The sequence below is a fragment of the Cognatiyoonia koreensis genome, assembly GCF_900109295.1.
GTDB lineage: Bacteria > Pseudomonadota > Alphaproteobacteria > Rhodobacterales > Rhodobacteraceae > Cognatiyoonia > Cognatiyoonia koreensis.
This window is the reverse complement of the sequence record NZ_FOIZ01000001.1, coordinates 1947391-1973318: the sequence shown is the minus strand read 5'-3', so window position 1 is coordinate 1973318 and position 25928 is coordinate 1947391. Positions and strand designations below refer to the sequence as shown.

Here is a 25928-nt window from a genome sequence, read left to right as displayed (position 1 = left end):
GCGATAAGGGTCGGCCCATGAAAACCAACGTAAAAGCACTTGTTGTCGGCGGTGGCGCGGTCGGCACATCCATTGCGTATCATTTGGCAAAAGCGGGCTGGGACGATGTGATGTTGCTGGAACGGGACGAACTGACGTCCGGTTCCACGTGGCATGCTGCGGGTCTTTTGCCGCTGTTTAACATGTCCTTCGCAACGACCCATATTCACAAGTATTCGGTCGATTTCTACAAATCGTTGGAGGCGGAAACGGGTTTGAATGCGGGTTTCGCCGTTGTTGGCAACCTGCGCATGGCACAGACCCAAGAGCGCATGGATGAATACATGCTTTATGCCTCGACCGCTGAAACCTGTGACGTGCCTTACGTCTGGATGACACCGGACGAGATCAAGGAAAAGTGGCCATTGATCCGCACCGAAGATCTCAAGGGTGCGCTCTACCACCACACTGACGGCTATATTAACCCCGCCGATGTCACCATGGCGATGGCCAAGGGTGCCCGTCAGCGCGGGGTCATGATCGAACGCAAATGGCAGGCCGATGCGTTTCATTGGAATGGCAAAGCGTGGGAGGTCACCTGCACCAAGATGGTCGAAAAGGGTGGCAACCTTGTGCCTTCTGACGAGCAGATCACTATCACGGCAGAGCACGTCGTCACCGCATCCGGCAACCATGCCCAGACGACGGCCAAGAAGCTTGGCATCAAGATTCCGGCGATTCCTGTCGAACACCAGTTCATTGTAATGGATCAGGACCCGTCGCTGGTGGCGTGGCGCAAGGAAGGCAACCCGGAACATCCTGTTATCCGTGACGCCGACGCCCAATCCTATGTCCGCGAGGAACGTGGTGGCTGGATTCTTGGTGTCTACGAAAAGAACGCGCCCGCTATTTTTGAATACGGCGTCCCTGAAAGTTTCCGCGCTGATCTCTTCCCGCTCGATCTTGAACGGATCGAGGACCAGTATATGGCGATGATCCATCGTGTGCCGTCCTGCGAAGAAAGCGGCCTGAAGGATGATTTCAACGGCCCGATCTGTTACACCCCTGACGGCAACCCGCTGGTCGGCCCGGCACCCGGGTTGCGCAATATGTGGCTGGCCGAAGGCTTTTCCTTCGGGATTACAGCGGCGGGCGGCACAGGCTATTACCTTGCGCAGATGATGGTCGATGGCGAGGCCGAGATCGACATGGCGAGCCTTGATCCCAAGCGGTACGGCGACTGGATGACGACTGAATTCACAGCCCGCAAGAACGAGGAATGCTACGACCACGTCTATATCCTGCACCACCCGGATGAAGAACGCCCGGCATGTCGGCCACTGCGCACGTCACCGGCCTATGACCGGCAGAAAGAACGCGGCGCACAGTTCGGCTTCGTCAACGGTTGGGAGCGTCCAAACTATTATGCGCCTGCGGGCTTCAACGATCACGACAGCCGGTCGTTCCGTCGCGGCGGTTGGTGGAAATACGCCGTCGAAGAAGCCAGGGCAATCCGTGAGGGTGTTGGGTTGATAGATGCGACTGCCTTCACCAAACATCGCATCAGCGGTCCCGGCGCAACGGCGTTCCTTGACTGGTTCACCACTAACAAGCTGCCCAAAGTGGGCCGGATCAACCTGACCTATGCACTGACCTCGCATGGAACGACGCGCACTGAATACACGATCGTGCGGCTGGCCGAGGACGACTATTATCTGGTCTCGGCCGGTGCGTGGCACGCTTATGACCAGGACTACCTTTATAAGGCGATCATGGACAAAGAGCCTGAATTCGGGCGCATCAACGAACAGGACGTCACCACTCAATGGGGCGTCTTCGCCATCGCTGGTCCAAAATCGCGTGATGTGCTGGCAGAGGTTATCAAGGACCCAGATCCGACGACGGGCCTGTCAAACAAGCGTTTCCCGTGGCTATCGGCCAAGCAGATCGAGCTGGGCATGTGCCCTGTGAACGCGATCCGTGTGGCTTATACAGGCGAGCTGGGGTGGGAGTTGCACCATCCCATTGAAATGCAGAACTATCTGTTCGACCTGCTGGAAAAGGCCGGAGAGAAACACGGCATGAAGTTGGTCGGTGCAAGGGCGCAGAACTGGCTGCGGCAAGAGAAATCCTATCGCGCGTTCGGCACGGAGTTGGGTCGTGACGCAACCCCGCTGGAAGCGGACCTGCCGCGCTTTGTGGATTTGTCCAAGGACTTTCACGGAAAGGCCGCGATGGAGGCAAAGGGCATCCGTTCGAAATGCGTGACGTTTCTGATCGACGGACCTGACGATGCTGATCCGTGGGGGCGCGAGGCGATTTACGTCGGTGGCAAGCGCGTCGGTCGTCTGACATCGGGTGGTTATTCGGTGGCCTTCGGGCAGTCGATCGGGATGGGTTATCTACCGCCTGATCTGGCCGTCGTTGGCACAAAGGTACGGGTCAAGATGCTCGACAAGCTTTGGGAAGCACAGGTCGTCGAAGACAGTCCGTATGATCCAAAGAACGAAACCATCCGCAAGGACGGTTGACCTTTCCTACGCAAAAAAAGAGGTTGGCCCGGCACATTGAAAGGCCAGCCCATGACATTTGTCTTTCCGCCCTCCGAAACCAAATCACTTCCCGTTGAAGCGAGCGAACAACGCTATGCGGTGAGGCGCATTTTTTGTGTCGGTCGTAACTATGCCGCCCACGCGGCCGAGATGGGTGGCGAGGTGGATCGCGAAGCACCTTGGTATTTCACCAAGTCGTCCGAAGCTTTGGCCGCATCCGGGCAGACCCTGCCATATCCGCCAGGCACGTCGAATTATCACTACGAAATGGAGTTGGTTGTCGCCCTTGGTGCGACACTTTTCAAAGCCGCTCAGGTGCAAGCTGCGGACGCTGTCTTTGGCTATGCGTGCGGCCTTGATATGACGCGTCGCGATTTGCAGCAGGTAGGGAAGGATAATCGTCGTCCTTGGGATCTGGGCAAGGATGTGGAAAACGGCGCTGTGATTGGCGCGCTGTCGCCTTCGGTTGCACCCGATGCGCACATCAGTTTGACGGTGAACGATGAAACACGGCAGGATGCGACCCTCGCGGACATGGTTTGGTCTGTGCCCGAAATCCTGTCGCACCTGTCTCACTACTATCACCTTGGCCCAGGTGACCTTGTTATGACCGGAACGCCTGCGGGTGTTGGTCCCGTTGTTGCGGGGGACCGCATCAAGGGGATGATCGACGGATTGGAGCCTGTGAAACTGACTCTGGGGGACCCGGAAACATGAAGACTGACGGTCAACGCGTCCTTGTTGCCGGTGGCGGCAGCGGCCTTGGTGCGGCGACGGCCCGCTATCTTTCTGAGCGAGGCGCACACGTAACAGTGCTTGATTTCAATCTGGATGCCGCACAGGCCATAGCCGCTGATATCAAGGGTTCGGCGGTACAGGCTGATGTCAGTGATCCCGCATCCGTGGCTGCGGCTTTCGCCGACATGCCGCCTGTGCGCATCGCCGTGAACTGTGCCGGCATCGCAGATGCTGCGCGCATTGTCGGACGTGAAGGCAAGCTTTCTTTGGAAACCTTTGAACGTGTGATCCGCGTCAACTTGATCGGGACATACGCTGTCATGTCCTATGCGGCGCAAGGGATGATGACGCTTGATCCCCTTGGTGAAGAGCGCGGTGTCATCGTTAACACGGCATCTGCCGCATACGAAGACGGTCAGCTTGGCCAATCCGCATATGCCGCGTCAAAAGGCGGGATCGCGTCCATGTGCCTGCCTGCCGCACGTGAATTCGCAAAGCTCGGTATCCGTGTCATGGCGATCGCGCCAGGTTTGTTCCACACGCCCATGATGGAAGGCTTGCCGGACGAAACGACTGCACAGATCGCATCAAATATCCCGTTTCCGCCACGTTTGGGCGATCCGGCGGAATTTGCCCGCATGGTCGGTGATATCGTCGAAAACCCGTATCTGAACGGAACGGTCATCCGCCTTGACGGTGCGGTAAGGTTACCGCCGCGTTAAGACAATCCTTGTGTTGACGCCTTATTCTTTCCGCATCGTGGACATTCTGACGCCACCGCATCCCGCTAGGCCTGTGCTGACACGAACAGGCAAAAAGGGAGAGTGCCGATGGCGTTCCTCTCTGAGATCCACTACCTCAACACGGTTTCGCAGGCCGTTGGCGTTGCGGAGTACGTCGAAATCTCGGTCGCGCCCGAAGACATGGGCCGCCTCGCAGATTTTACTGTCGCGACCTATCAGACGGATGGCACGGTAAGAGAGCAATTCAATCTGGCCGACTTTACCGGTGTTCTTGATCCCGATACCGGATGGATGATTTTCCAGATTACCACGCGCGTTACGGACCCCGATCATGTGGCTGGTTCGAACGAAGCGGAGGCCGTTGCCTTTCTGGACGCAGCCTCAAGCCCGTCGTTGCAGACGTTTGTCGACATCGGCGGTGGTGTCAGCCAGATCAAAGCGATCAGTGGCCCTGCAGCGGGCGCGACCTCGACGAATATACCGTCTGCAAGTGGCCAGTCGATCCAGTTCGACGTTTACGGGAACCGGGTTGACGGGGATATCACCCAAGGAAGTTCGGTCATTTGTCTGACGGCAGGCACATTGGTGGAAACCGTCAATGGCCCCGTGCCGATTGAGGACCTTGAGGTCGACGACCTGATCGTGACATTCGACAGCGGGCCACAACCTATCCGAATGATCCACCAACGCACGATTGCTGTCGCGGAACTTGCTCGAAACCGCAAGCTTTGGCCTGTGTGCATCCAGAAAGGCGCACTGGGCTTTGGTCTGCCAATGCGGAACCTGCGTGTCAGCCCGCAGCACCGGATGCTTTACCAGCACATCCGTGTGCCGCTGATGTTCGGGGAGGAGGCGGTCTTTGTCCGTGCGAAATCGCTCGCCGCGAGTTTCGAGGAAGTCTACGTCGATAGCAGCCTTGAAGCGGTCACATACTATCATCTTGTTTTCGACAAGCACGAGGTGATCTATGCCGAGGGAGCCCCAACCGAGAGTTTTCATCCCGGACCTGAAGGGATTGCCGCGCTTGACGCGGACGCGCGCGAGGAATTGTTCACGATCTTTCCGCATTTGCGGTTTGGCAATAGCAGCCATTCGGCGGCCTATCGCACACTGCGTAGTTGGGAATTGATGACAGTCGTTGCTTAGCGAAAGCGGGCAGGTGACAGGTTTGCCAGTGTTTCGTCATCCACGACTGTCGCTTTGCCACCGATGATATCGGCCAAAACCTGGCTCGCCCCGGGCGAGGACTGCATGCCATAGCCACCTTGCCCCGCACACCAGATGAAACTGTTGTCATCGCTGGCTGGGCCAAGAACAAGTTGCCGGTCGGGCGCGAAGGTCCGCAATCCCGCCCACGAGGCAAGCAAGCGCGTGACAGGTTCTGTCACATGGGCCTCGTATCGCGCGAACCCTTCGGCCAGAACCATGTCGTCGGGAAAGGCATCATGGGGTTCAACGGGATCCTGATCCGCGGGTGATACAAGCAACGCACCCGCGTCAGGCTTGGCATACCACGTTTCGCCAGGACCAAAGATCATCGGCCAGCTGCTCACATCAAGCCCACCGGGGGCCGGGATCCGCCCCATGGATCGCCGAAATGGCTGGAACCCCAACGGCGCGATCCCTGCCAGTTCTGCGATCTTGTCGACCCATGCCCCGGCGGCATTGATAATGACGCGCGCTTCGACCACATCCGCAGCAGTAACGGCCCACCCCTGATCGGTCTTCTTGATGTCTGATACTTGCGCGCGCGTGGTGATGGTCCCACCGTTCTGACGGGCGATCTTGGCGAAGGTCTGAATTAGCAGATCAGTATCAATGTCCCAGGCGGCAGGATCGTGCGCGGCGCGGGTGATGACCTTGCGATCTAGGATTGGAAACAGGTCCACCGCTTCATCAACACCGATTTCCGGTATCTGCATGTAATCGCGATCCGCATCGAACGCGTCATCTTCGCCGTCCTTGCCAACAAGCAGGAACCCACGTGGCGATAAGACGTCCGCGTCTTCGTGAAACTGAAGACTGGCCGTGTTCAGCGCAATCGTTGACGGTTTGCCATAATTGCGTTCGTACAACGCCGCCGAACGACCCGATGCGTGATAGCCAAGCGCAGTTTCCTGTTCGAGTACTGTCACGCTGCCCATGGCTGACAGTCGTGCGGCTGCCGATACGCCGGCGATGCCGCCTCCGATTACGAGAAAGTCGATCATGCTTCTTCCAGACGATCCGTTGCTGGCGGTGGGGTGGGGGAGAGTGCTGTGATGCGCGCGAGCAACTCGTGCGACATTTCAAAATTCGCAGCGGCCAGTGATGGCTTCAACTGCGCGACACTACGGGCCGACAGGATTGGCATGATGTCGCCCGGTTGGTGCATAATCCACGCGACGGCAAGCGTTGCGGGGTCAACGTTTTCATCCTTTGCGATCCGGCTGAGTGCCGCGGCAGCGTCATGCATCCAGTCCTGCGCATAACGTGCTGCATACATCTTGTTGTCGCGAATGCGCCCCGCCCCTCCGGCAGCATATTTACCCGTCAGAAGCCCGCCGCCCAATGGCGAATAGGGGATAATTGCGATATCCTGATCGCAGGCCATCGGAATGATTTCGACCTCTGCCTGCCGTTTGACAAGATTATACATCGGCTGGATCGCATCAATGCGCGTCCCAAGCGCCGCAGCGACGGCTTGCGCTTTCATCACTTGCCAGGCGGCATAGTTGGACACGCCGATATAGCGAACCGCGCCGCTTTGCTGCAGTTCGGCCAGCGTGCTGAAGGTTTCTTCAAGGTCCGTGTCGGGATCGAAGCGGTGCATGTAGAGCAGGTCAACGGTGTCGAGCCGCAGCTGATCGCGTGACCAGCCCCACTGTTCCATGATGTTGGCCCGGCCTGCGCCGCCACTGTAACCAACCTTCGTGGCGACAAAGACGTCTTCGCGTTCAGCCGATACCATCGGTCCCAGAAGCCGCTCGGATGCGCCGTCGGTATACCGCACTGCTGTGTCGAAATGAGTTATCCCGGTTGCGCGGCACAGATCATAAAGCGCGCGGCTTTCGCTGGCGTCGGCTGTGCCGCCGAATTGCATGGTTCCGAAAGCGAGGCGCGAAACCTGCTTTCCATTTATCAGGTGCATTTGTGTCATGAGACAGAGCGTGCCACGCGGCTGCAAAAAGAAAAAGACCCACCGGGAGGCGGTGGGCCTTTTCTGGGTCGGAACGTTACTTTGCCGGGAGAGTGCGCAGGAACGTCATGACCAATGGGCAAGCGTGGCAGGCGATGTCGCCGGACTTTTCAAACCAGTCGCAGGTCTCACGCTTGGCGCAAGCGGGAGGGGTCGCGCGGCGCGGCACAATGGGAGGATTGTGACCTGCATGGATTGAAAGCATTGGCGTCATCGGGTGCTCCGTTTGTCTGCAATATTGATAGCATGAACATGGGGGGCGCGCAGGTGTGGTTTCCCATACCTTTCAGAACATCGGAAAGGCCCGCCGGTTTGGCAGGCCTTCGATCAGTTTCTGTTGGCGGGTCACTCTGCGGCGATGGCCGATTGATCGGTCACGACCAGTTCGCAGGCGAAGCAGGCGGTTTCACCCGTTTGATCGAACCAGCGGCAGCTTGCGCGGATCGCGCAGGCCGGCAGCGTGTCACGTTGGGGTGTACGCGCGACTGTTAGATGTTTCAGAACATTGTCGATGACACCACAGCGTGTTCCGGTCCATTGGGCGCAGCCCTTTGTTTGGCAGGGTGAGGCGAAGCGCATCCGTGCTTCGGGTGTGCCGTGAGCGCTGGCCGCTTCGACAAAATTGTCGTCAACGACCATCGGCGTCCGCATGTGCTTTATCCGTCCGTCAGCGCCCTTAATCCCTAGCAGGATTGCCCCAGGCGCAGCGCGCGCGCTGGGGCATGTCTTGTCGTCCTCGTTCACCGGCCAAGCTCTAGGCGCTTGCCGATATCTTCCTCAAGGCCAGGGATACCCTGAAGATCGGGGTGCAGAATGATCCCGTACCAGTGGCGTGGGAACTTTGTGACCCATGGCTTTTCATAGCCAAGCTTGGCGATATGGCCCAGCGTCGTGCTTTGAAGATCGGACTGAAGAAGCATGACATCTTCTTTGGACATATCAATATCACCGGTATCAATGACGAAACGTGGCATGCGTCGTCTCCTTTTTTGTAAAATTGAATTGCCGCTGAAATACGGGTGCGGCATCTTCATCATAGCACATCGGTGTACGAACGAGAGTGTGGTTTCCCATACCCACCAAACGCAAAAAGGCCCGCCGATTGGCGGGCCCTTATGTATTCGAATTTGGTTTTGTTTAGCTTTTGCGTGCTTTGCGCCGTGCAACAGCGCCAGCCCCGAACAGGCCACCAAGCAGAAGTAGGCCAGATGCCGGCAGCGGCACAACAGAAACATTCGTCAGCAAGTCCTGTGTACCGGATGCATTCAGAATGGCGAACTGCTTGCCATCTGATGACCAGGTATCATCGTTGAAGTGCGACAACCATTCTTGTGCAATCGCTTCAGCGGCGTTTGACATCTCAGAGTTCTTGGTGATCTTGAAGAAACCGCGATTGATATCGAATGTATTGCGTGTTTCGGTGGTCAACTCCCATGCAGCCATCTGGAATGCGGCGGCAGTTTTGCTGTTCGTCACCAAATCCCAGGCATTTGCGGCCAAAGTATTCAGATTGTCCGTTACCTCTTGGCTGAACAGGCTGCCGATCGCGTAGTCTTTTGGAAGGTTCAGTGTTTCGAGTGGCTCCAGGCAGAAGGCGAGAAATTCGCTCAACGCACCGCCATCATCGCTTTCAAGGCGGAAGGCACCTGCATAGACATCGCCGCTTGAATTGCCATCGATTTTGAATTTTGTCTTTACCCACCACTGGTTCGCGCCTGTGTCAGCTTCTCCGAATACGGATCCGTGGGCGGAGTCTACGGTGATGGTGCTTGCTGCTGCAGATGAACCAAAGGCCATCGTAAGGGCAATAGCTGCGGTCAAAATCGTCTTTTTCATTTTTATGTCCAACTCATTACGGGTGGTGGCAAACGGGATGCGTTAACCGGACGTTAACTCATGCCCTACACAATTGTAAGCGTGGTCGCAATAAAGGATTAACGACCGGCCGTGACGTCAACTATGGGTATTCGTTGCTCAATTTGTTTCCAATTCGGAAACAATAAACACGAAAAAAGGTCCGCGAACGAATCGCGGACCTCTTCAATTCAATTGGCCGGCTCAGCTTGGAATTTCAGCCGTCAGGCCTTCGACATAGAAATCCATACCTGCGAGCGTGCCGTCATCTGCGGTTTCGCCCTCGGCAAGCCATGGTGTGCCATCCTGCTTGTTGATCGGGCCTGTAAAGGCGTGGTATTCGCCTGTCCGCAAACGCTCGATCAGGGCTTCTGCTGATGCTTTCACATCAGCGGGAACCGCGTCTGTGATCTCACCGATCTTGACCATGCCTGGCCCGATACCATCCCATGTGTCGGTGCTTTCCCATGTGCCATCGATGACGGCCTGTGTGCGGGCGACGTAGTAAGGGGCCCAATCGTCGATGATGGACGATACCCGTGGGAACGGCGCATATTCCGCCATGTCCGACGCCTGCCCGAATGTCACCACATTTCCAGCCGCCTGCGCTGCCGCCTGTGGCGCGGTCGAGTCGGTGTGCTGCAGGATCACGTCGGCACCTTGTTCGATCAGAACGTTGGCAGCTTCGGCCTCTTTCGCAGGATCAAACCATGTGTAGGCCCAGACGATCTTGAACTCGACGTCGGGATTCACTTCCTTGGCATGGATATAGGCAGAATTGATGCCCCGGATGACTTCGGGGATCGGGAAGGACGCGATGTAGCCGATGATGTTGCTCTCGGTCATGTGCCCGGCAATGTGACCTTGGACAGCGCGGCCTTCATAGAAACGGGCAGAGTAGGTCGAGACGTTATCGGCACGCTTGTAGCCTGTCGCGTGTTCGAATTTCACGTCAGGAAACTTGGCGGCGACGTTGATTGTCTGATCCATGTAGCCGAAGGATGTGGTAAAAATCAGGTCAGCACCTTCAAGCGCCATCTGGGTCATCACACGTTCTGCGTCAGGGCCTTCTGGCACGCTTTCGACAAAGACGGTTTCGACCTTGTCGCCGAATGCTTCTTCGACGGCCAGACGGCCTTCGTTGTGTTCGTATGTCCAGCCGCCGTCACCGACGGGACCAACGTAGACAAAGCCAACCTTGACTGGCTCATGACCATCGGCAACAGCGCCGGTGGCCAAACCAACGACCATCGCGGCGCTGGTAAGAATGGTTTTCAAAGACATGGTATCCCCCATATTGGTCCCAAGAAACTGCCTCAACGTGAGGCGTGAAAGATTCGCCCCAAGCTCCCGGGGGCGCGCCCGGCAGACATTACCACCAGAACCACGATGGTTGCCAGATAAGGCGAAGACGAAAGCCAGAGCGTTTGATTAAAAGGCCAGCCCATTACGACATATGCGTAACAAAGCAGCATAAAGGCTGCCGCGCAGGCAGCGCCGATCAAAGGCGACTTGCGCGCGCCCGTGGGTTTGAACAGTGCGACAACCAGCAGAACAGCCGTTGATACGCCTGCAATCAACACAAGAAGCGGCAACAGCGGAATGCTGGCCGCTTGCAGGTTCAGTTGCAGTGCGGTGACGCCCCCAAAAAGATAGGCACCCAGAACCAGCCGTCCCGGCTTCCAGCTTGCAAAAACCACGATGGCAAGCGCGATCCAGCCTGCACCTGCGGTCATCCCTTCGGTCCACTGCGGGACGCGCACAAGGCTCAGGTAGGCACCCCCGAGACCCGCGCAGGCACCACCAAACAAGATCGCGAGGATACGGACACGGACCACCTTGTAGCCCAATGCATGGGCGGCTTCGTGATTTTCCCCAACCGCCCGCAAGATCAGACCGGCACGGCTGTATTTCAGGAAAACCCAGACCCCGAACGTCAAGAGCAGGCCCAGATAGACAATCGGATCATGCTGAAAGACGATTGGCCCGATGACGGGAATGTCGCCAAGCACCGGGATGTGCCAATCCGGGAATGCCGGTCCTTTGATCCCGATGTAGCTTTGCCCCAAAGAGGCCGAAAGTCCCAAGCCGAACAGCGTCAGCGCCAGACCTGTCGCCACCTGATTGGACAACAGGTACTGCGTAAGCACCGCAAAAATCAGCGAAAGCAGGGCACCGCCGATGGCTGCGCCGGCAAATCCAACCCATGCAGAACCAGCATTTGTTGCCATAATGAACCCGCAGACGGCACCGACGATCATCATGCCTTCCACACCAAGGTTCAGAACCCCCGCGCGTTCGACCACCAGTTCGCCCAAGCCCGCCAATAGGATCGGCGTCGCAGCGACCATCATGGATGCAAAGAAAAGGATCGGGTTGATGGCGGAAAGGTCGATCATGCGACGGCCTCGCGCTTTGTGCGAACACGGTAATGCGTCAACAAATCCAACGCCAAAAGAAAGAACAAAAGCATCCCTTGCAGCATCTGGATTGTCGCACTGGGCAGTTGCAACGAACTCTCTGCAATATCACCGCCGATATAGGTCAGCGCCATCAATCCACCCGCGAACAGAATGCCGATCGGGTTCAGGCGACCAAGGAAGGCGACGATAATCGCCGTAAAGCCATAAAACGCGTTGAAGTCGATGCTGACTTGTCCGGATGGCCCTGCAACCTCTGTCAAACCCGCCAGCCCGGCCAGCCCGCCGGACAGGCCCATACAGGTCAGAATCAATCCGTTCGGATTTACGCCCGCAAAGCGCGCTGCGCGCGGGCTTTGCCCCGAAAGGCGAACGTGAAAGCCAAAGATATGGCGCGACAGGGTGATATAGGCAAAGATTACCGCGATGAACGCAAAAACCACGCCCCAATGCAGCCCGAGGCTTTCGTTGATCCACGTTGTCGCGCTTGGGTATTGCGCAAGATTGCGACTGCCCGGAAACCCCATGCCCTCCGGGTTTTTCAGCATCCCGAGCGACATCGCAGACAGAAACTGTTCGGCCACGTAAACCAGCATCAGGCTGACAAGGATTTCGTTTGTCCCGAATTTGACGCGCAGAACGCCCGGAATCATTGCCCATGCCCAGCCACCAAAAGCCCCGGCAAGGATCATCAGCGGCAGGATGAACACGCTTTCTGACGGATAGAACGCCAATCCGACGCCGGCCCCGCACAACGCGCCAATGATGTATTGACCTTCGGCACCGATATTCCAGACGCCTGCACGAAAACCGAATGACAGCCCGATGGCAATCAGTACCAGGGGTGCGCCCTTAATCAGCAGTTGCGGGCGATAGAACCACGCGAATTCGGAAAACAACGGATCGAAAAAGATCGTGCGGATGACTTCGAACGGGTTTTTGCCCATCGCTGCGAATAGGACACCGCCCACAACCATCGTCAGCAAAACGGCCAGCACCGGGGTCGCGAATGTCCAGATGCGGCTTGGGGCAGGGCGTTTTTCAAGGATGATCACGCAATGCCCTCCGAGAATTCGGGGCAAATGCCAGCGTGCGTCAAGCGTACGTCAGACATGAGCCACCTCGATGTCATGAGCGCCGCCAAGCATCAGGCCGATCTCTTCGACAGTCAGCCCTTTTGCCAAGCGCGGTGCAGACAGGCGGCCCTCGTTCAACGCTGCGAACGTGTCTGAAATTTCCATCAGTTCATCCAAATCCTGACTGATGCAGACAACGGCTACGCCACTTGTTGCAAGATCGAGGAGGGCCTGCCGGATCGCAGCAGCTGCGGCGGCATCCACACCCCATGTCGGTTGATTTACAATCAATACATCGGGTTCTTGCATGACCTCTCGGCCGATCACGAATTTCTGTAGGTTTCCGCCCGACAGTGACCGGGCCATGTTGTCCGCGCCAGGGGTGCGCACGTCAAAGGTCTTGATGATGGATTGGGCGAAACCGCGGGACTTTGGCCAATCCACAAAACCGCGCTTTGCCAGATGCTTACGGGTCACAGCTGTCAGAACGGCGTTTTCGACAAGCGTCATGTCCGGGGCAGCGGCATGGCCCATCCGTTCTTCGGGCGCGACAAGCAGGCCTTTGGCGCGGCGCGCGTTGACGGAGGCCGTGCTGATGTCAGCACCTTTCAGCCAGACCATGCCTGCTTTTGTACGCATTTCGCCTGACAGCGCTGCGACCAATTCGTCTTGCCCGTTTCCGGCGACGCCGCCGATTCCGAACACCTCGCCCGCCTTGACAGTTAAAGAGATGTCTTTCAGAGCCGTCCCGAAACGATGCGGTGCATTGGCGGTCAAACCGCGTAGTTCCAGCAGGACCTCACCATCCGGTTTCGCCGCGCGATCGGGAATATGGAGTACACTGCCCACCATCATCTCGGCCATGTCGCGTGCGGATGTATCGCGCGGATCGCAATCACCGACGACAGCGCCCATGCGCAGGATCGTGGCGTTTTCACAAAGGGCGCGAATTTCTTCCAGCTTGTGTGAAATATAAAGGATCGCCGTGCCGTCCTGCGCCAACTTGCGGAGCGTTTCGAACAGGATTTCGACCTCCTGCGGCGTCAGCACGCTGGTCGGTTCATCCATGATCAACAGTTTTGGATCTTGCAACAGACAGCGGATGATCTCGACACGCTGGCGTTCACCGGCGGACAGATCGCCGACGATCCGGTCAGGATCAAGCGGCAGGCCGTACTTGCCAGACACGTCGCGCACCTGCGCTGCAATCGTGCGCTGGGGCGGGGGATTTTCCATGCCAAGGGCGATGTTTTCGGCCACGCTCAGCGCATCGAACAGGGAAAAATGCTGGAATACCATCGCAACACCAGACGCGCGCGCCATGCGCGGTTCAGTCGGTGCGAATGGGCGGCCAAGCAACGTCATCGAACCGCTGTCCGGTTTCACAAGCCCATAGATCGTCTTTACGAGCGTTGACTTGCCGGCACCATTTTCGCCAAGTAGCGCGTGAATTTCGCCAGGCATGATTTCAAACGACACGTCCTTGTTCGCGATCACACCCGGATAGGCCTTTGTCAGGCCATGCAATGTCAGCAACGACTCGGTCATCCCGTCCCCTTATCCCGCTGACGATCAAACCCACCCAACAAGGCCGTGGCAACCCCGATTGCAATCGCTTGCGGGTGTTTTCCAAGGGTTGGATCGCCAATCGGGCACGCAATGCGTGCAATCTGTTCCGCAGGATGGCCAAGGGTTGCAAGGCGCTTTTGGAACCGCGCCCATTTGGTCGCAGACCCGATCAGTCCAACCGCGCCGAAGGATCGCGACAGGATTGCGTGACACAGCGCGAGGTCGAGATCATGGCTGTAGGTCAGGATCAGATGCTCCGCGTTCGCAGGTGCGTGTTTGACGACAGCGACTGGATCACTGGCGACAAGCTGGTCCACACTGTCCGGCACTTTCGGAAATCGTGTTTCTTCTGTGTCGATCCATGTCACGGCGATGTCGGGCAGGGGGGCAAGCACACCGACAAGGGCGCGGCCGACGTGACCGGCCCCGAAAATCCAGACCGGACGTGCGATATCAACCGTCATAGGTGCATCGGCATCGAATGTCAGTGTTACCGACCCGCCGCAGCATTGCCCCAGAGCCGGGCCAAGCGGTATCGTCTGGGTGGCTGTCGTCTGACCCTTTTGAAGCATCGCGCGGGCCAAGGACATTGCTTGCCATTCCAGTGCCCCACCGCCAATCGTGCCTTCGATATGGTCGGCGAACACCATCATTTGCGTGCCGCTGTCGCGCGGGACAGACCCTGCCGTTTTTGTTACGGTGACGCGAACGTGTTTCACAGGCGCACCCGATCTACGGCTTTCAGAATTCGTTCCGGCGTCGCGGGAGCATCAAGTGACGGGTAGACGTCACCGCAGGCGGATATCGCGTCTGACAGTGCAAGATAGGCTGAAATCCCCAGCATAAGAGGTGGTTCACCGACCGCCTTAGAGCGATAGATCGTCTGCGCCGGATTAGGCTGGTCCCAAAGTGCGACGTTGAATTGTTGCGGCCGGTCAGAGCACGCGGGGATTTTGTAGGTCGCTGGTGCATGGGTGCGCAGGTGCCCCTTGTCGTCCCAGACAAGTTCTTCCGTGGTGAGCCAACCGGCACCTTGGACGTATCCCCCTTCGATCTGGCCAAGGTCCAACGCAGGATTTAGCGAGGTGCCCGCATCATGTAGAATGTCAGTGCGCAGGATGCGGTTTTCGCCCGTCAGCGTGTCGATCACGACCTCTGTTACTGCACAGCCTTGGGCGAAGTAAAAGAACGGACGGCCCTTTCCTTTGATCCTGTCCCAGGACAGATCCGGTGTTTTGTAAAAACCGGTTGCCGACAAACTGACGCGGTTTTCATAAGCCAGACCCGCCGCCGCGGCGAATGTCAGTCGTTCATCGCCTACCGTGACATAGCCGTCGGCGAAGACCACCTCAACGGCTTGATAGAGCATTTTCAGGCAATCACTGATCCGTTCGCGGATTTCATCGCAGGCCGCAGCGACAGCCATACCGTTCAGGTCTGTGCCCGACGAAGCAGCAGTCGCGCTGGTGTTGGGCACCTTGCCGGTGTCTGTCGCGGTGATCTTGACCGCGGCAACATCGACGCCAAAGCGCGCTGCAGCGATCTGAGCGACCTTCTGGAACAGGCCCTGGCCCATTTCGGTGCCACCGTGATTCATGTGAATCGACCCGTCCTGATACACGTGGACCAGTGCCCCTGCTTGGTTGAGGTGGGTCAACGTAAAAGAAATGCCGAATTTGACGGGACTGAAGGCGATGCCCTTTTTTAGAAAAGGATTATTCGCGTTCCATTCCGCAATGGCGGCGCGTCGCGCGTCATAGTCGGCAGTGACAAGTAGCGCCTCTGTCATTTCATGCAGGATGAAATCGGTGACCGGCATGCCGTAAGGCGTTACCTGCGTGGCCGGTTTGGGCGAGTGGGCAGCTCCGAAACGGGTGCCTCGGCTTTTGGATTGCGCAGGCTTCGTCGCGTCGTTGTGCATCGCCGTATAGTAGTTGCGCTGCCGCACAATCGCAGGATCAAGTGATAGGTCGTGCGCGATTGCATCCATCACCCGTTCGATCCCAAGAACGCCTTGTGGCCCACCAAAGCCACGAAATGCCGTGGCGCTTTGTGTGTTCGTTTTCAACCGATGAGACGTGATCCGGGCGGACGGGAGATGGTATGCATTGTCTGCGTGGAGCATCGCGCGGTCGGCGACGGGCAGTGACAGATCCATCGCCCAGCCGCAGCGCGTGGCCTGTATGAAATCGACCCCAGTCACCCGCCCCGCGTCATCAAAACCGACGTCGTAATCTATCCGGAAATCGTGACGCTTGCCTGTGATCATCATGTCGTCATCGCGATCATAGCGCATCTTGCAGGGTCGGCCGGTTTCGCGTGCGGCAACTGCGCAGGCCACGGCCAAGGCGTTGCCTTGGCTTTCCTTGCCACCAAAGCCGCCGCCCATGCGACGGATTTCGCAGCGCACTGCGTTCATGGGTACGCCCAACGCTTCTGCGACCTTGTGCTGGATTTCGGTTGGATGCTGCGTGGATGCGTGGACGACCATGTCGCCACCTTCCTGCGGCAGTGCCAGTGCGGCTTGGCCTTCAAGGTAGAAATGTTCCTGGCCGCCGATTTCAATGCGGCCTTTCAATCGGCGGGGCGCACTTTCCAGCGCTGCTGAAACATCACCTTTCGTCCAGACACGGGGTTCATCCTCGAAACGGCTGTTTGCAGCGAGTGCCTCTTCGATCGACAGAATCGGTTTTTCTTCAGCAATGTCGATCTTGCCAAGACGTGCCGCCTTTCGGGCGGCAAGATGCGATTTGGCAACGACAAGAAAGATAGGTTGACCGACATAGTGAACCCGATCGGTAGCAAGCAGAGGCTCATCATGTGCAGAAGGCGAGACATCGTTCGCGAATGGCAAGTCCGCTGCAGTCATGACGGCGACCACGCCGTCCGCAGCGCGCACATCTGCAAGGTCCGTTGAAACGATCTGACCTGCCGCGATCTCTGACATGCCAAAGGCAAGATGCAATGTCTGGGCCGGGACTGGCAGGTCATCGACATAACGGGCGCTACCTGTGACATGCAGACGCGCTGCATCGTGGGGCAGGGGCTTTGCGACACTCATGCCGTGACCTGTAGCAGATCGACCCGTTGGCCAGCGATGTCCGCGAAATAACGTTGTAACATATTCGTGGCGGCAGTCAGACGATAGTCGGCGGATGCGCGCATGTCACTCATGGGTGTGAAGTCTTCGGCGAACGCAGGCAAGGCAGCGGTTACCGTCTCTTCAGTCCACGGTTTGCCCACCAGCGCGGCCTCGACCGCCTTTGCGCGTTGCGGGATGCCCGCCATGCCGCCGAATGCGATCCTTGCATCTGACACCGAACCGTCTGTCACAGTGATATTGAAACAGCCGCAGACCGCCGAAATATCCTGATCGTACCGCTTGGACAGCTTGTAGCACCGAAGCGCATCAACTCCCTTTGGGACGGTGATCGCGGTGACCAGTTCACCTGGTGCGCGGTCCTGCTTTCCGTAAGACAGAAAGAAGTCTTCGAGCGGGATTTCCCGAGTTTCGTCCCCGTTGCGCAGATGCAAGGTCGCACCAAGCGCGATTAGGGCAGGTGGGTTATCCCCGATGGGCGAGCCGTTGGCGATATTTCCACCAATCGTTGCAGCATTGCGGACCTGAACCGAACCGTAGCGGCGGATCATTTCGGCATATGACGGGTAATGTCCCGAGACGGTTTCCAATACCTGCGTCATCGTGACTGCAGCGCCAAAGCGAAACGTGGTTTTGGTTTCGACAACCTTTGCCAGTTCTTTGCAATTATACAGAAATGCGACCTCTTCCAGATCACGCAACTGCTTTGTAACCCACAACCCTACGTCCGTCGCGCCTGCAATCAGTGTCGCATCGGGGTGGGCGGCATACCACTTCGCAAGTGTGTCCAGATCAGACGGGGCGAACGCCGCGTCCTGATGTTCGGGCGTGTCCTGCATCCAGTCGGGGACAGGTTTGTTGGCTGCAGCGTCCGCTGCGCGCACGATCGGAGCATAGCCGGTGCAACGACACAGGTTTCCCGCAAGCTGGTCGTCATGATCGCGGCGACCGTTCGCGTGTGCAACTGCCATGGAAACGACAAAGCCTGGTGTGCAGAACCCACATTGGCTGCCATGATGATCGATCATTGCCTTCTGGACAGGATGCAATGCGCCATCCGGCCCTGCAATTCCTTCGACAGTCCGCACGGCCTTGCCGTGAAGCTGAGGCAGGAACAGAATGCAGGCATTTAGCGCCTTAGGGCCGTCATGATCGGTGACCATGACGGTGCATGCCCCACAATCGCCTTCGTTGCAGCCTTCCTTGGTGCCGCACAACGTACGGTCTTCGCGTAACCAATCCAAAAGGGTGTGCGTCGGAGATGTTTCAATCTCCACAGTCTCCCCGTTCAGAAGAAACGTGACTTGCATGATGTTAACCCGCCGCCTTACCAGATGGTCCCAGAGCGTAACGCAGTGTCGATGCGGCGTAGACACCTGCACTCTGTTTGGGACAGGAAAGCGGGCGGCGAGCAATTTTGCAAGGGCTGTTTGCGATTTCCATCCTGCAGACGACTGCGACGGCTTGAGATCGTAAGGGATACTTCGCAATCGCCCGAACTTTGGGCGTCCTGCAGGGCCTCAGGACGGTGCGTGTATCTGTCCTGCATATTGCACAAGCAGGTCCAATCCGCCGCCCCAACCCGCTTGCATCTCGTCCAGTGTCTCGGGCCCGCTGAAAGACGACGCCGCGACTGTAACGAAAAGCTGTGTCGAGGTGTCATCGCCCGATAGCGCGTAGGTCACTAGCGAGGTCGCGACAGCTTCGCCGCCGAAGATGAGCGTTTCGGTAAAGACCGCGCGTTCGGGGACCGTCAGATCATACCAGCGCGTTTCTGCAATGAATTCCGGATTGTCTTTCGGACCGCACCGGTGCCGTTCCAGCCCGCCAACGCGTGTGTCGACATTTTCCATCTCCAGCACCATGCTGGGGTCAGGTACGCCCCACTTTTCGCGGTGGGCCGGAAAGATGAGAAGTTCCCAAAGTTTTGCCGGTGGCAGCGGCATATTGCGCTGCATGTCGAATGACGATGTATCAGTTCCCATCTTTACTCTCCTTTGCGAGTTGCTTGGCCAGGGCGTCCAGCCGGTCCATGCGTCCTTCCCAGACAGCGCGTTGCCAGGCCAACCAGCCTTGTGCTTCGATCAAGGGGCCGGTTTCGATGTGGCAGGTGCGTACGCGCCCTTTTTTGACGGTCCGGACAAGTCCGCTGTCTTCCAGCACCTTCAGGTGTCGTAGAAAAGTCGGTAGTGCCATGTCGTGAGGCGCAGCCAATGCGCTGACCGTCGCCTCGCCCGAAGCGAGGCGTTCGATCACCGCCCTGCGGGTAGGGTCAGAAAGCGCTGAGAAGAAAGCATTTAATTGGTTAGCCATAGTGCTAACTTTTGCATGGCGCGAAGCAGAACGCAAGACACTTAGTTGATCAGCTAAGTAATTGGCGCTTCCTCCTCCTCTGCCCACAACATATGGTGGTTTCTATGTCTGATCCGCGATTCATCCACCTGCGCCTGCACACTGAATATTCCCTTCTTGAAGGGGCGATTCCCGTGAAATCCCTGCCTGGCATGGCCGCCAATATGGACATGCCTGCCGTCGCGATCACGGACACAAACAACATGTTCGCGGCGCTGGAGTTTTCCGAGTACGCTGCCGGCGCCGGAATTCAGCCTATCATCGGTTGCCAGATCGACGTGACCTATCTTGCCGCCGAACCGGGCAAGCGAATGCCGGATCCGGCCCCGGTCGTCCTGCTGGCACAGTCCGAACTGGGTTACATGAACCTGATGAAACTGAATTCATGTGCCTATCTGGATGCAGAAGGCCAACTGCCGCAGGTCACAATCGCCGAACTCAGCACGCATAGCGCCGGGCTGATCTGCCTGACTGGCGGTCCGGATGGTCCTGTCGGACGACTTCTTCAGCAAGGCCAACGCGCCAAGGCGGAAGATCTGGTCGACCAGCTTGCCTCGATCTATGGCGACCGTCTGTATATCGAATTGCAACGCCACCCAGACGAAGGCGGGCAACCCGAGGCCGAAAAACTTTCAGAGCGCGGCTTTATCGAGATGGCCTATGCAAAGGACCTGCCGCTAGTCGCGACCAACGATGTCTATTTCCCCAAACCCGACATTTACGAGGCCCACGATGCGCTGCTGTGTATCGCACAAGGGGCCTATGTCGACCAGCAAGAGCCGCGCCGCAAACTGACCGCCCAGCACTATCTGAAAACACCGCAAGAAATGGCGACGTTGTTCGCGGACCTGCCAGAGGCCATCGCGAACACGGTCGAGATTGCAAAGCGATGCGCATTCAAAACCTACAAGCGTGATCCGATTCTGCCGAAATTCGCAGACGACGAGGTGGCAGAGTTGCGCCGTCAGGCGGAGGAGGGTTTGAAAGCGCGTCTTGCCGTCATTCCCCATGCCGCGCCGGTCAAGGAATATGAAGATCGGCTTGAATTCGAACTCAAGATTATTGAGGGCATGGGGTTCCCCGGCTACTTCCTGATCGTTGCGGACTTCATCAAATGGGCCAAGGATCAGCACATTCCGGTCGGACCGGGGCGGGGATCTGGAGCCGGTTCACTTGTCGCTTATGCTCTGCTGATTACCGATCTTGATCCTTTACGCTACTCATTGCTGTTCGAACGATTCCTAAATCCCGAACGTGTATCGATGCCCGACTTCGATATCGACTTCTGCATGGATCGGCGCGAGGAAGTGATCCGATACGTTCAGGAAAAATACGGCCGTGACAGGGTCGGGCAGATTATCACCTTTGGCGCATTGCTCTCCAAAGCGGCCGTCCGAGATGTGGGACGCGTGCTGCAAATGCCTTACGGGCAGGTGGATCGTCTTTCAAAGATGATCCCTGTCGAAGGTGTCAAACCGGTCAGCATCGAAAAGGCCCTCGCTGACGAACCCCGCTTACGTGAAGAGGCCAAGAACGAGGAAGTCGTCGACCGCCTTCTGACTTACGCGCAACAAGTCGAAGGTTTACTGCGCAACGCATCAACCCACGCGGCAGGTGTGGTGATCGGCGACAGGCCACTGGATGAACTGGTGCCGCTATATCAAGATCCCCGCTCTGACATGCCAGCAACCCAGTTCAACATGAAATGGGTGGAACAAGCAGGGCTGGTGAAGTTTGACTTTCTTGGCCTGAAAACGCTGACAGTCATTCAAAACGCCGTCGATCTGATTAAGAAATCCGGCCGTGACCTGCACGTCGCGGCAAACGGGACAGAGCTTTACCAGCCCGCCGATAACACGATCAACGACATCGGGCATATCCCGCTGGATGATGAAAAATCCTACGCGCTCTATGCTTCGGCCAAGACCATTGCGGTGTTCCAGGTTGAATCCAGCGGCATGATGGATGCCCTGAAGCGTATGAAGCCGACCTGTATCGAGGATATCGTGGCTCTTGTCGCGCTGTATCGGCCTGGACCGATGGAAAATATCCCAACCTATTGCGAGGTGAAGAACGGGCAGAAGGAACTTGAGTCGATCCACCCGTCGATTGACTACATTCTGGAAGAGACCCAAGGCATCATCGTCTATCAGGAGCAGGTGATGCAGATCGCGCAGGTCATGGCGGGCTATAGCCTTGGCGGTGCAGACCTGCTGCGTCGCGCGATGGGTAAGAAGATCAAAGAGGCGATGGACGCCGAACGCCCCAAGTTCGAGGAAGGGGCAAAGAAGAACGGTGTCGACGCAAAGAAAGCGCGCGAAGTCTTCGACCTGCTGGAAAAGTTCGCCAACTACGGTTTCAACAAATCCCACGCCGCTGCCTATGCCGTCGTCAGCTATCAGACGGCATGGCTGAAGGCGAACCATCCGGTCGAGTTCATGGCTGGCGTGATGAATTGCGATATCCACCTGACCGACAAGCTGGGTGTCTATTTTCAGGAAGTGAAAAAGGGTCTTGGCGTCGACTACATCCCGCCTTGCGTGAACCGCTCGCAAGCGACATTCGATGTGGTCGATCAGGAACTGGTCTATGGCCTTGGTGCCTTGAAGAACGTCGGCGTCGAAGCGATGAAGCTGATTGTGGAAGGGCGCGCAGACAAGCCGTTCGTCACGCTTTTCGATCTGGCTCGCCGTGTCGATCTGAAACGGGTCGGCAAACGTCCGATGGAAATGCTGGCACGTGCGGGTGCATTTGACATCCTCGATCCGAACCGGCGGCGTGTCTTCAATTCGCTTGATGCATTGGTGGCCTATTCGGCCGCAATTCATGACCAGAAAAGTTCCGCGCAGGTGTCTTTGTTCGGTGAAGCGGGCGAAGACCTTCCCGAACCGCGCCTTGCAGGTGGTGATGACTGGCTGCCTGCCGAGCGTTTGGCCGAGGAATTCAAGGCGATCGGTTTCTACCTGTCGGGTCATCCGCTTGATGACTACATGGGCGCGCTGAAACGCCAGCAAGTTCTGACGCTAGATGATGTGACGGCCAAGGCCGAGCGGGGGGCGTGTATTGTAAAGATGGCTGGGACGGTGTCAGGCCGGCAGGAACGCAAGTCAGCCCGCGGCAATCGTTTTGCTTTTGTCCAACTCTCTGATCCGACGGGGCAGTATGAGGTCACGATGTTCTCGGACACGCTCGAAACGGCACGTGAATATCTCGACACGGGGTCGCAGGTCGTTTTGCAATGCGAAGCGACGATGGAAGCCGACCAACTGAAATTGTTGGGCCGGTCAGTCAGTCCGATTGATACGGCAGTGACCGATGCCGTCAGCGCGGGGCTGCGCGTATTTCTGGACGCACCGGATGCCATCCCTTCGGTCGCGTCAATCCTTGAGAACGCGATGCGTGACAACGTAAAGGGCGGGCGGGGGCCAATCTATTTCTGCCTGATGAACAGCGACCTGCCCGGCGAGGTCGAACTCGATCTGGGGCAGGACTTTCCCGTCAATCCGCAGATCAAGGGCGCGTTGCGCAGTCTTGGTGGCGTCATCGAGGTCGAGGAGGTCTAGGTCACAGTTGGCCGCGATTTTGTATTGTGAATTGATCTTTTCGATCGGCCATTTACCGCAACGTGACTTGTCAGCAATATAGACGCAGCATGTCCAATCCATTAACAGGGCGTTAATGGGGATGAGGACGAAGACCATGCGCGCACCTATCGTGACAGTCGGGGTATTGCTTTTGCTTGCCGCTTGCGGTGGAGCGCCGACATCGAATCCGATGCCGATTGCGGAAGAACCCGACGTCCCGCGTCTAAGCGATCTTGATGTGGCAGCAGATGCGCCGAACGTATCCCTTGCGGCCGGACAAGAACCGGTAGTTGGTCCACTGATTTCCGAACTGATCAGCAGTAACGATGGGGTCGCCGCCGGGACTTCGCAGGAAAACTCCGGCTTTTTCGGGCGGATTTTCAGTGTAAGTGCGGGAAGCTCTGCGTCCGGCTCAAGTTCTGCACCGGCCAATAGCGTGCCACCGAACGCTGGCCTCGCGTTTGGCGAGATCGCACCGACCTGCGGGATGTCGCGTCGCGATCTTGGAACGGAAGTTGCAAGCGCATCCGGATACACGATCTACGACACCATCCCGAATTCGACCGCCCCGCGCACGCATTACATCACAGGTTTTGATGACAACTGCGCGCGTCAATTTACGGCGGCCCTTGTCTTGTTGGGGGATGTGGGGACGCATGAAGTCGTGCGCTATAACCCCGCGAACCGCAATCAATCATACACCGCGACCGACAACGCCTATGAGGCGATCAAGGCATCTTTTTGCCGGGCAGGTTTTGGAAAACCGTGTGGCGGGCGCATCGACCGTCTGGCCAAACGAACCACTTTTGTCACGGCCTACGAGCGGTTCGGGTCGAGCCCGGTCTGGGCCAATTTCCTGCTGCACAATGGGGATGTCGCAGCATCGGACATTGAAGGCAGATAAACTACCAGTGCGGCGGTTTCTGATCGGCAAGCGGAACTGATCCGCCCGCTTCCAACTCGCGCCCTGCTTCTCGCTCCATCAGCATTTCGATCCGGCGCGTGGCAAGCGCCAATGCGGTTTCTTGCCGTGCAACGACATCGGACATTTCTTCGACCACGCGGGTCAGATGGGCAATCTGTTCTTCAAGATGGGTCACGTCTGTCATGTGCTGCATCTACACCGGCTGTGGTCCAAGGCCAAGCATTGCATTGCCCCTGTGGGCGACCCGCGCTAAACGCTGCCCAGAACCAGACCGCAGGACCAAAACGATGGCCAAAGACAAGAAACAACCAAGGCCCAAGGCGATCACGCCAAAAGGCTTCCGCGACTATTTTGGCGCAGAGGTCACACAGCGCGCCGAGATGCTGTCCAAGATTGCCGCCGTCTATCATCGTTACGGATTCGATGCGCTGGAAACATCTGCCGTGGAAACGGTCGATGCGCTGGGCAAGTTCCTGCCCGACGTTGATCGCCCGAACGAGGGCGTGTTTGCCTGGGAAGAAGACAAGGACTGGCTGGCGCTGCGTTATGATATGACCGCACCGCTGGCGCGGGTCGCCGCACAATACCGCAACGATCTGCCGTCACCTTATCGCCGCTATACGATGGGTCCGGTCTGGCGCAATGAAAAGCCGGGGCCAGGGCGGTTCCGTCAGTTTTATCAATGTGATGCTGATACCGTTGGCGCTGCATCCGTTGCCGCTGATGCGGAGATTTGTGCGATGCTGGCCGATACGCTTGAGGCTGTCGGGATCGAGCGTGGAGATTACGTTGTACGGGTCAATAACCGCAAGGTGTTGAACGGCGTCATGGAAGTGGCGGGACTTTCGGGCGATGAGAAGGCCGCAGAGCGCGGCATCGTCCTGCGCGCGATCGACAAGCTGGATCGGTTGGGCGTCGAAGGTGTGCGGGCCTTGCTTGGTGAAGGTCGTGCGGATGATAGCGGCGACTATACCAAAGGTGCTGGGCTGACTCCCGCGCAGGCGGACACCATTGTGGATTTTGTTACTGCTGGCGCAAATGGTCTGGACGAGGGTGTCATCGATCTGATCGAAGAAGCCACAGACTTCCCCGGTGCTGCATCCAACTTGCCGGATCAATCCCTTGTCCTGAAACGTTTGAATGATCTGGTCGGATCCTCAGAGATCGGACGGGCGGGCGTGGAAGAACTGGAAACGATTGCAAATTTGCTTTCTGCCCAAGGATACGGATCTGACCGCATCGTCATCGACCCTTCGGTAGTCCGCGGACTCGGCTATTACACCGGCCCCGTCTACGAAGCCGAACTGACTTTCGAAATCAAGGACGAGAAGGGCCGCCCGCGCAACTTTGGCTCTGTCGCAGGCGGCGGGCGCTATGATGATCTGGTCAAGCGGTTTACTGGTCAGGAAGTGCCTGCAACAGGTGTGTCCATCGGTGTGGATCGTCTCTTGGCTGCGCTGCATGCGAAAGGCCGGATCACGACAGACACGCAAGGCCCCGTGATCGTCACAGTAATGGATCGCGACCGGATGGCTGACTATCAGACCATGGTCGCAGAATTGCGTAACGCGAGCATCCGCGCAGAGGTCTACCTTGGCAATCCCAAGAATTTTGGCAACCAATTGAAGTATGCCGATAAACGCAACTCGCCCGTTGCGATCATCGCCGGAGGGGACGAGTTTGAGGCAGGCAAGGTGCAGATCAAGGACCTATATCTGGGTGCCAAGATTGCCGAAAGTGCAAGTGCCGATGAATGGAAAGACCGCCCACAGCAATTCGAAGTTTCGCGGGACGAGATGGTTACAAAGGTGCGTGCTATTCTGAATGGTCAGGCTGATGGTTGACGCAGTTTTCAGAC

22 protein-coding genes are annotated in these 25928 nt (G+C 57.5%); 7 read left to right on the top strand and 15 right to left on the bottom strand.

All coding sequences use genetic code 11. The features are described 5' to 3' along the window. Positions 1–17: 17 nt before the first annotated feature. From BMY44_RS09745 to BMY44_RS09730, 4 genes are all read left to right on the top strand, one after another. The gene (locus BMY44_RS09745) at positions 18–2510 is read left to right on the top strand and encodes a GcvT family protein (protein ID WP_089993326.1); all 2493 of its coding nucleotides are present in this window, start codon (positions 18–20) and stop codon (positions 2508–2510) included. A 51-nt stretch (positions 2511–2561) separates the two neighbouring features. Further along, positions 2562–3248, top strand: coding sequence for a fumarylacetoacetate hydrolase family protein (locus tag BMY44_RS09740; protein WP_089993324.1), 687 nt, complete (start codon positions 2562–2564; stop codon positions 3246–3248). After that, positions 3245–3991, top strand: coding sequence for an SDR family NAD(P)-dependent oxidoreductase (locus tag BMY44_RS09735; protein WP_089993321.1), 747 nt, complete (start codon positions 3245–3247; stop codon positions 3989–3991). Before BMY44_RS09740 ends, BMY44_RS09735 begins: the two co-directional genes overlap by 4 nt. Positions 3992–4099: 108 nt before the next feature. Beyond that, positions 4100–5158 carry a Hint domain-containing protein gene (locus BMY44_RS09730; RefSeq protein WP_089993319.1) on the top strand — a complete coding sequence of 353 codons (1059 nt, stop codon included), beginning with the start codon at positions 4100–4102 and terminating at the stop codon, positions 5156–5158. On the opposite strand, the gene BMY44_RS09725 is transcribed toward BMY44_RS09730, so the two are convergent. From BMY44_RS09725 to BMY44_RS09655, 14 genes are all read right to left on the bottom strand, one after another. Further along, on the bottom strand, positions 5155–6222 hold the full coding sequence (locus BMY44_RS09725) for an NAD(P)/FAD-dependent oxidoreductase (RefSeq protein ID WP_089993317.1): 1068 nt from the start codon (positions 6220–6222) through the stop codon (positions 5155–5157). The two genes, BMY44_RS09730 and BMY44_RS09725, sit on opposite strands and share 4 nt — an antisense overlap. After that, the gene (locus BMY44_RS09720) at positions 6219–7151 is read right to left on the bottom strand and encodes an aldo/keto reductase (protein WP_089993314.1); all 933 of its coding nucleotides are present in this window, start codon (positions 7149–7151) and stop codon (positions 6219–6221) included. The genes BMY44_RS09725 and BMY44_RS09720 overlap by 4 nt, the downstream gene beginning before the upstream one ends. A 384-nt stretch (positions 7152–7535) precedes the next feature. Then, positions 7536–7841, bottom strand: coding sequence for a hypothetical protein (locus BMY44_RS09710; protein ID WP_131801592.1), 306 nt, complete (start codon positions 7839–7841; stop codon positions 7536–7538). Positions 7842–7930: 89 nt separating this feature from the next. Then, positions 7931–8164, bottom strand: a complete 234-nt coding sequence (locus tag BMY44_RS09705; protein ID WP_089993307.1) for a hypothetical protein — start codon at positions 8162–8164, stop codon at positions 7931–7933. A gap of 163 nt (positions 8165–8327) precedes the next feature. Beyond that, positions 8328–9026, bottom strand: a complete 699-nt coding sequence (locus BMY44_RS09700) for a VPLPA-CTERM sorting domain-containing protein (protein ID WP_089993304.1) — start codon at positions 9024–9026, stop codon at positions 8328–8330. Between the two features lie 222 nt (positions 9027–9248). Beyond that, positions 9249–10328 (bottom strand): BMP family ABC transporter substrate-binding protein, encoded by a 1080-nt coding sequence (locus BMY44_RS09695; protein ID WP_089994782.1) that lies wholly within the window; start codon positions 10326–10328, stop codon positions 9249–9251. A 32-nt stretch (positions 10329–10360) separates the two neighbouring features. Beyond that, positions 10361–11443 carry an ABC transporter permease gene (locus BMY44_RS09690; RefSeq protein WP_423219740.1) on the bottom strand — a complete coding sequence of 361 codons (1083 nt, stop codon included), beginning with the start codon at positions 11441–11443 and terminating at the stop codon, positions 10361–10363. Continuing rightward, entirely contained in the window at positions 11440–12519 is a 1080-nt protein-coding gene (locus BMY44_RS09685) for an ABC transporter permease (protein WP_089993302.1), read from the bottom strand. Before BMY44_RS09685 ends, BMY44_RS09690 begins: the two co-directional genes overlap by 4 nt. A 51-nt stretch (positions 12520–12570) precedes the next feature. Next, the gene (locus BMY44_RS09680; protein WP_089993299.1) at positions 12571–14088 is read right to left on the bottom strand and encodes an ABC transporter ATP-binding protein; all 1518 of its coding nucleotides are present in this window, start codon (positions 14086–14088) and stop codon (positions 12571–12573) included. Next, the gene (gene xdhC / locus BMY44_RS09675) at positions 14085–14828 is read right to left on the bottom strand and encodes a xanthine dehydrogenase accessory protein XdhC (RefSeq protein ID WP_089993297.1); all 744 of its coding nucleotides are present in this window, start codon (positions 14826–14828) and stop codon (positions 14085–14087) included. Before xdhC ends, BMY44_RS09680 begins: the two co-directional genes overlap by 4 nt. Further along, positions 14825–17170, bottom strand: coding sequence for a xanthine dehydrogenase molybdopterin binding subunit (gene xdhB, locus BMY44_RS09670; protein ID WP_089993294.1), 2346 nt, complete (start codon positions 17168–17170; stop codon positions 14825–14827). Before xdhB ends, xdhC begins: the two co-directional genes overlap by 4 nt. Beyond that, entirely contained in the window at positions 17167–18519 is a 1353-nt protein-coding gene (xdhA, locus tag BMY44_RS09665; RefSeq protein ID WP_089993292.1) for a xanthine dehydrogenase small subunit, read from the bottom strand. The genes xdhB and xdhA overlap by 4 nt, the downstream gene beginning before the upstream one ends. A 210-nt stretch (positions 18520–18729) precedes the next feature. Then, complete coding sequence (locus BMY44_RS09660; protein ID WP_089993290.1) at positions 18730–19194, bottom strand: SRPBCC domain-containing protein; 465 nt, start codon at positions 19192–19194, stop codon at positions 18730–18732. Continuing rightward, a complete protein-coding gene (locus BMY44_RS09655) occupies positions 19184–19522 on the bottom strand; it encodes an ArsR/SmtB family transcription factor (RefSeq protein ID WP_089993288.1) in 339 nt (112 codons plus the stop codon). Before BMY44_RS09655 ends, BMY44_RS09660 begins: the two co-directional genes overlap by 11 nt. A gap of 104 nt (positions 19523–19626) precedes the next feature. On the opposite strand from BMY44_RS09655, the gene dnaE reads away from it, so the two are divergent. After that, entirely contained in the window at positions 19627–23124 is a 3498-nt protein-coding gene (gene dnaE, locus BMY44_RS09650; protein ID WP_089993286.1) for a DNA polymerase III subunit alpha, read from the top strand. A gap of 136 nt (positions 23125–23260) precedes the next feature. After that, positions 23261–24049, top strand: coding sequence for a hypothetical protein (locus tag BMY44_RS09645; RefSeq protein WP_089993283.1), 789 nt, complete (start codon positions 23261–23263; stop codon positions 24047–24049). A 1-nt stretch (position 24050) separates the two neighbouring features. Here the strand turns inward: BMY44_RS09645 and BMY44_RS09640 are convergent, their stop codons facing one another. Continuing rightward, the gene (locus BMY44_RS09640) at positions 24051–24254 is read right to left on the bottom strand and encodes a SlyX family protein (RefSeq protein ID WP_089994778.1); all 204 of its coding nucleotides are present in this window, start codon (positions 24252–24254) and stop codon (positions 24051–24053) included. A gap of 103 nt (positions 24255–24357) precedes the next feature. On the opposite strand from BMY44_RS09640, the gene hisS reads away from it, so the two are divergent. Then, positions 24358–25914 carry a histidine--tRNA ligase gene (gene hisS, locus BMY44_RS09635; protein WP_089993280.1) on the top strand — a complete coding sequence of 519 codons (1557 nt, stop codon included), beginning with the start codon at positions 24358–24360 and terminating at the stop codon, positions 25912–25914. Positions 25915–25928 lie beyond the last annotated feature (14 nt).